Origin of the sequence: Amycolatopsis orientalis DSM 43388 (assembly GCF_000411975.1) — a bacterium.
Taxonomy (GTDB): Bacteria; Actinomycetota; Actinomycetes; order Mycobacteriales; family Pseudonocardiaceae; genus Amycolatopsis; species Amycolatopsis orientalis_D.
In genome coordinates, this window is the sequence record NZ_ASXG01000061.1 from 1 (window position 1) to 4,907 (window position 4,907).

Consider the following 4,907-nt stretch of genomic DNA (forward strand, 5'->3'; position numbering starts at 1 on the left):
TGGCGGCCGCACCCGTCTCACACGACCCCTCCAGCAAGATCACGAACTACAGCTGGAGTATTAACCCGCTCAGACGCCGCTGCCCTGGCGCCGACCGACCGAACGGCCGATGAAGTACCCGATGATGAGCCCGACGATCAGGCCGATCGCGATGAAGAAAATAACGGTGGCGGCGGCGATTTTGCCGACCGTGCCGAGGAACCCCTTGGCCTCGAGGTCGGTCGCGATCGCCACGGACTGGGTCAGTGCGTAGTGGGTCATGTCCCCCAGGATGGCATCGGGCGCGGACGCCCGCTCGGGGACGCACCGAGCCCGCTCAAGCGGGTGAGCGCGGCTCCGGCTCCGGAATATCGCCCAAACCCGACATGCCTCCCACGGCCGGAACGCACTGGACGCACCCGCGCGGGCCGGTGCCACGACGACGGCTTGAGACCGGGACCGCTTAGACCCGCGCGACCTCGTCGCAGGAATCGGCGCAGCAGACCGCTCCGCCCGCCCGCCGCAACCGCAGGACCTGGGGAGGCAAGCGTCCTCGCCGTGGCTTGGAATCGCAAGGACCGGACTGTTCGTCAGCTGAGGACGGCTCCAACGCCCGAGCATCGCCAGGCCCGACCCGCCTTCAACGGCCGCCGCAACCCACCAGGCGCACCCGAGGGCCAACGCCACGACCACGACTCGACAACCGTGACCGCTTGGACCTCGTCGCGGGAATCGGCGCAGCAGACGCACCCACCCACCACCTCCGACGACCGCCAGGCCGGGGAGGCAGCGCCACCACCGCACCTCGACACCGCGATTCCCACCCAAGCGCGACCTCGTCGCCAAGCACCGACGCAGCAGACAGACCCACCGCACCTCCAACGGCCGCCAGGACTGGAGAGGCAGCGCCCCTCCACACCGCGATTCCCACCCAGGCACCGGGCACCGGCGCGGCGAACGCTCCCGCGCGGCTCCAACGACCGGCCACAACCGACCAGGGCTGGGGAGGCCCACGGTTCAGATCCCGCAACCTTCTAGCGCGAAATCGGAGCAGCAGACCGCTCCGCCACGACCGGCGGGGGGCACTCGAGCAGGGGCGATCCGCCCGGCGGCACTCAGTCCTTGACCGGCTTCAACACGAACCCTTCGTCCTCGATGTCGGCGACCGGGGCTCGGCGCCGTGACGTCGGTTCCGGTGCGGGTGCCGGGCGGGCAGCAGGAGCGGGCTCCGGAACGTCGTCCAGGTCCAACGCGTCTTCGACCGCCGCCGCGACTGCGGGTACGCAGCCGGCGCGGACGGCTTGCATGCCCTGCCGCAGTGCCTGCGCGCCGGCCTCCGTGGTGAGGCGCGTGATCTCCGCGGCCAGTGCGGCCGGGCCCAGGTCCAGGGCAGCTTCCCCGATGTCCAGGCGGACGAGCATGCCGTGCACATCCACCGTCACGGTCAGGCCCTCTCCGCTGGCCGTCGCGCGGATCGCGGACAGGCCTTCGGACAAGCCCAGCTGGTCGGGGACTTCTTCGGCGATCTCGATGAGTTCGTCGATCCCCCGCTCGTCCCTGTCCGCGGGGCCGGGCTGCTCCCGCGAATCCGGAACTTCGGCCTCGACCTGCTCCGCCGCGTTCTCCCGGTACGCCTCCGTCATCACACCCTCCATGTGTCCGGCGTGGTGTCTTCGGCGCGCTCCGCCAGGTCCTGCTCCGAACCGAGGCCGAGGCGGCCCAGCTCGGCACCGCTGAGATCGCCCAGCTCGGCTTCCAAGGCACGGCGAGCACGTTCGTTCGCCTCCGCGGCAGCCTCCCGCACCGCGCGCAGGATCGTGTCCGCCAGCCGGGGGCCGCCGCGGCGGAGGGCGTCCGCGGTCAGTTCCAGGGTGCGCAGTGCTCCGCCCGGGGCGACCTCCACGGTCACCCCGGCTTGCCGCGCCGTGCCGGTGATGCTCACTGCGGGTGCACTCCGCCGTAGAACTTGTGCAGGTCGCGCGGCAGCGTGTACGTAAGGCGCTCGACCTGGTCGTTCGCGTTGCCCTCGATCGTGGTGATCTTGTTGCCCTCGACCTTTTCGATGATCCCGATGTGGTGGCTCTGCCCCCACGACGGACCGTCGCCGAACAGGATCGTGTCGCCCGGGCGGGCGTTGTGCGCGAGCGCGGCGCGGTCGTAGGCGAGGTGGTGGCGCTGGCCCCACTTGTAGACGTCGCCGGTGAAGCCGTACTTCGGGATGTCGACGCCGGCCGAACGCCACATCGACGTCGCGAAGTACGCGCACCACGGCTGTCCGGTCGGGCCCCATTTGTTCCGGTTGTTCGGGCCCTCGTGGTAGCCGAGGTTGTGCCGCGCGTGGGCGAGGATCTCGTCGACCTTCTTGCTGTGGCTAGCGTGCGTGCCCCCGTGGTGCCGCACGTGCTTTTTGTGCGCTTCGTGCTTCTTGTGCTGCTCGTGCTTCTTGTGCTGCTCCCCGGACTTGCCGTGGTGCGCTCCGCCCGGGTCGGCGACGCCGTCGTGGTTCAGGTCCTTCTGCAGCGCGCGCAGCTTCCGGGCGGCTTCCTCCATCTCGGCGCGGGCGTTCTTCAAGTGCCCGCCGGATTCCTTCAGGTACTTGCCGGCCAGGTCGACCACGTCGCCGATCGCCATGAGCAGCGCGGCCGGGCTTCCGTTGCGCGCCAGGACGTATCCGGCGTCGATGATCTTGCGCGCCTTCGCGACGAACTCGTCGATCAGCTTGCCGGTGGCCTGGTGCCGCCCGGCGAGCGCGTCGGTGACCTCGCCGACCACTGCGGCCCCGTGCGTGCTCGCCTGCGCGGTGACCTTGAGGTCGCGGCCGAACTTGTCGGTGTCGTGTTCAAACGCCGGATTCGCCTTGCTGTGCCAGGTGTTCAGCAACGCGTGCGCCGCTTTGCGCTGCGCCTCGTACTGCGCGGTGATCTCGTGGGCGGCCTGCTGCAGCGCCTGCTGCGCGGCCTGTGACTCGGCGGCCTTGCCCTGGAGCTTGCCGTGGTGCGTTTTCATCTCGTCCGCGAACAGCGTCGCGACTCCTGCGGTGTCCAGCACGGATTCCCCCTCAGCCCAGAATGCCCTTGATGTCCTGTTCGCGGATCGCCGCCCCCGCGTCGGCGTCGGCGCCCGCGTAGGCCTGCCTGGCGCGGAAAACCGACGCGCTCAGCGTGCGCGCGTGCGCCCCGGTGGCCCGCACCTGTGATTCCAGCGAACGGCTGAAATCCCCCAGCGCGTCGGCGAATCCGGTTTCCTGGCCGACCTTCCCGAAGCTGTCCTTGGCGATCCCGGAGACCCGGTGCACCGTCTTCCGGCCGACCGACACCAGTTCGTTCGCGACGTGCTCGGTGGTGCGCTCGTAGGCGAGGAACTGTTCGAGATCGGCCTTGAACCCGCCGTCCTTGCCGCCCTTGCCGTGGTGCGGTTTGTGCGGGCGGTGCTCGGTCTGGTGCGGCTGGTGCCCGCCCTTGCCGTGGTGGCGGGCGACGTCCTCGGCGGCCTTGCGCGCGGCGGCGAGATGGCTGCGGTACGCGCCGTTGGTGTAGGTGGACCACGGCTGGAAGCTCTTGCCGTGCCCCGAAATCGCCCAGGCCGCCTTGGCGTTCTCGTCCGCGTTGAACAGTTCGTCGTTGGAGCGCAGGTGGAACTCGTGACGGCGGGCGGGCCCGAGCGAGCCGAGCATGTTGACCTGCCACAGCCCGTACGAGTTGTCCGGCGGGGTCCCGTTGTGCGCGCGGGTGTTCCCGCCCGATTCCGCCAGCGCCACCGCGACCGCGGTGGTCAGCGCGTGCCCGCGGAATCCCGCCCGGTACGCGTGCTGGGCGATTTCCTCGGCCGACAACTTGCTCATTTCCTGCCCCCTTCAGCAGGGCGCCTCGCCGCTGCCCTAAGTGAGACGGAACCCTTCGCGTGCTGGTTCCCCAGTCCCCCGAACGGACGACACCTCGCGTCCGAGCTCCTGCATCCGGTCGGCGAGCCACGCGTGGTCCGCGGGCGCGACAGTGACCCATTTCGTGCCCGCGGACTCCCGCACGACCGCGCCGTACCGGCCGGCTTCCGTGTCGTACCAAGCGACTACCGGCGAACGCCCGCCCGGACCGTTCACCGCGAACTGGCCGTACGCGACGCGCGGCGTGGCGACGAGCGTCGAAAGCGCGCGCAGATCCCGGCCGGAGAGACCCGCCCGGCCCAGCACTCGCTCGAACGCGGCGTGCCCTTGGTTCGCAAACGCTTGCATCGCCTCGGAAAACGCCTCGCGCGGCAACCGCACCGCGGTGCCCGGCCCGGGTTCGGCGGGACCGACGACGCCCGCGGCGAGCTGCGGGACGTCGTCCGGCAGGCACGGCCTCAGCGCGAGTTCGCCCGCGTCGAGAACGGCCAGTACGCCCAGTTTGCGCCCGGCCGCGGCCAGCGCGCGCAGCGGCGGATCGCGGAACACCAGCAGGTCGACCGAAAACACCGGTCGCGCCAGCACCGCGAAGACCTGGCCGAGCCGCGGATGGGGTTCGTCCTCGTCGTCGAGCAGCCCGGCCGCGGCGAGGCTTTCCGCGACCTGCGCGCCGAGCCGGTCGCGTTCGTCCATGGTGGCCCCGTGCGAGGGCACGTCCAGCGGATACGGCAGCGGGCCGAGGTCGAAATCCGCCCACAGCAGGTCGAATTCCAGGTGCGAGAGCGCTATCCCGTCGACCGCCGGGAGATGTCTGGCCATCCCCGCCTCACTCGCCCAGCACGGGCGGGTACGCGTCCGGCAGGTCCTCGAGGAAATCGAAGGCGCTGCCCTTGGTGTAGCGGTTCTGGTGGTCCTCGGAGCCTTCGCCGCGCTGTCCCGCCATCGGCGGGAAGAACCCGCCGGACGTGGGGCTGCCGCCGCGCATGCCCGCCGCGGCCCCGGCCGCCCCGGCCGCACCGGCCGCACCGGCGGCCGCGCTCCCGGCTCC

At 70.9% G+C, this 4,907-nt stretch carries 6 protein-coding genes and 1 pseudogene; all 7 read right to left on the minus strand.

Annotated features, from left to right (window positions below; all coding sequences use genetic code 11):
- Nucleotides 1-69 precede the first annotated feature (69 nt).
- On the minus strand, nucleotides 70-261 hold the full coding sequence (locus tag L942_RS10355) for a hypothetical protein (RefSeq protein WP_037358120.1): 192 nt from the start codon (nucleotides 259-261) through the stop codon (nucleotides 70-72).
- An 833-nt stretch (nucleotides 262-1,094) separates the two neighbouring features.
- Nucleotides 1,095-1,622 (minus strand): hypothetical protein, encoded by a 528-nt coding sequence (locus tag L942_RS10360; RefSeq protein WP_235079029.1) that lies wholly within the window; start codon nucleotides 1,620-1,622, stop codon nucleotides 1,095-1,097.
- Nucleotides 1,622-1,921 (minus strand): YbaB/EbfC family nucleoid-associated protein, encoded by a 300-nt coding sequence (locus L942_RS10365; protein WP_037358124.1) that lies wholly within the window; start codon nucleotides 1,919-1,921, stop codon nucleotides 1,622-1,624. Before L942_RS10365 ends, L942_RS10360 begins: the two co-directional genes overlap by 1 nt.
- The gene (locus L942_RS10370) at nucleotides 1,918-3,027 is read right to left on the minus strand and encodes a CHAP domain-containing protein (protein WP_081655016.1); all 1,110 of its coding nucleotides are present in this window, start codon (nucleotides 3,025-3,027) and stop codon (nucleotides 1,918-1,920) included. The genes L942_RS10365 and L942_RS10370 overlap by 4 nt, the downstream gene beginning before the upstream one ends.
- A gap of 10 nt (nucleotides 3,028-3,037) precedes the next feature.
- Nucleotides 3,038-3,820: a transglycosylase SLT domain-containing protein gene (locus L942_RS10375; RefSeq protein WP_037358127.1), complete on the minus strand. Its 783-nt coding sequence runs from the start codon at nucleotides 3,818-3,820 to the stop codon at nucleotides 3,038-3,040.
- 36 nt (nucleotides 3,821-3,856) lie between these two features.
- Complete coding sequence (locus L942_RS10380) at nucleotides 3,857-4,678, minus strand: ESX secretion-associated protein EspG (protein ID WP_037358129.1); 822 nt, start codon at nucleotides 4,676-4,678, stop codon at nucleotides 3,857-3,859.
- 7 nt (nucleotides 4,679-4,685) lie between these two features.
- Nucleotides 4,686-4,907: pseudogene (locus tag L942_RS10385) on the minus strand (WXG100 family type VII secretion target); the annotation flags it as partial.

Excerpts from the sequence above, each read along its gene's own strand:
- L942_RS10355 (WP_037358120.1), bottom strand. The coding sequence starts at position 261 with ATGACCCACTACGCACTGACCCAGTCCGTGGCGATCGCGACCGACCTC.
- L942_RS10360 (WP_235079029.1), bottom strand. The coding sequence starts at position 1,622 with ATGACGGAGGCGTACCGGGAGAACGCGGCGGAGCAGGTCGAGGCCGAA.
- L942_RS10375 (WP_037358127.1), bottom strand. The coding sequence starts at position 3,820 with ATGAGCAAGTTGTCGGCCGAGGAAATCGCCCAGCACGCGTACCGGGCG.
- L942_RS10380 (WP_037358129.1), bottom strand. The coding sequence starts at position 4,678 with ATGGCCAGACATCTCCCGGCGGTCGACGGGATAGCGCTCTCGCACCTG.